The sequence below is a fragment of the Pseudomonas sp. D2002 genome (assembly GCF_013385735.1).
In the GTDB taxonomy this organism is placed as follows: Bacteria; Pseudomonadota; Gammaproteobacteria; order Pseudomonadales; family Pseudomonadaceae; genus Aquipseudomonas.
The window spans coordinates 1-1,049 of record NZ_JACAPL010000032.1; the positions used below are offsets into that span (position 1 = coordinate 1).

At 57.2% G+C, this 1,049-nt stretch carries 1 protein-coding gene; it reads right to left on the reverse strand.

Annotation, left to right across the window (positions count from 1 at the left end; translation table 11 throughout):
- On the reverse strand, window positions 1–966 hold a 966-nt coding region (locus HX783_RS29655; RefSeq protein ID WP_177019229.1), incomplete at its 3' end, for an IS5-like element IS52 family transposase.
- Between the last annotated feature and the right edge of the window lie 83 nt (window positions 967–1,049).

Below are 1,049 nucleotides of genomic sequence, written 5' to 3' on the forward strand. Positions count from 1 at the left end.
CCGTTGCAAATACCGCTTGGCCAGCATCAGATTGGCCAACCCAAACAAACTGAACAACTGCGCCGTATTCTTTTCCAGCCCACGGTAGCGAACCTTGCGATGATTGAAGCGCACCTTGATTATCTGGAAGGGGTGCTCGACCTTGGCACGCAGTTGCGCCTTGGCATATTCAATTTTGCGCTTGACCCGATAGAGCACGCTGCCTTCGCCGTGCTGCTTGTAACTGCTTGGCCGTGCTGCAATCGACCAGATAACGTCCCGTTCAGCATGCTCCGGTCGCTTGGCCGCACCGGTGTATCCAGCGTCACCCGAAACATAGGTTTCGTCACCGTGCAGCAACTGATCAACCTGGGTGACATCCGCCACGTTAGCAGCCGTGCCTATTACGCTGTGCACCAGCCCCGACGTGGCGTCGACACCAATTTGGGCCTTCATCCCAAAGTGCCACTGATTACCTTTTTTAGCCTGATGCATCTCGGGATCACGCTTGCCTTCTCGATTCTTGACCGAGGGCGGCGCGGCGATCAGGGTAGCGTCGACGATAGTGCCTTCCTTGAGCAGCAGACCTCGGCTGGCCAGATGCTGGTTAATCGTTTCAAACAGCACTCGTGTCAGCTGATGGGTTTCCAGCAAGCGACGAAATCGCAGCAGGGTGGTGGCATCCGGTGCCGACTCACGGCCCAGGTCGATGCCGATAAAACCACGAATGGCCTGGCTGTCGTAGACGGCATCCTCGGTACCTTCATCGGAGAAACCAAAACACTGCTGCACGACATACATGCGCAGCATGCGCGACAACCCGATCGCCGGGCGCCCGCGCTTGCCTGTGGTGTCGCTATAGAATGGAGCCACTTGCGCCTCAAGTTGTGCCCAGGGCACCAACTGTTCAAGGTCAGCCAAGAAGCGGTCGCGACGAGTCTGCTTTTTCTTGCCGGTGTATTCGAGTTCGGAGAAGGTCTTCTGCACGCGCGTAACAGGCTCACGGAGAGGGGGTGGTTGAAGGTGCTCAGTGTGCCAAGGCTACGGGCTGTTGGCTATTTTTGCAGTGG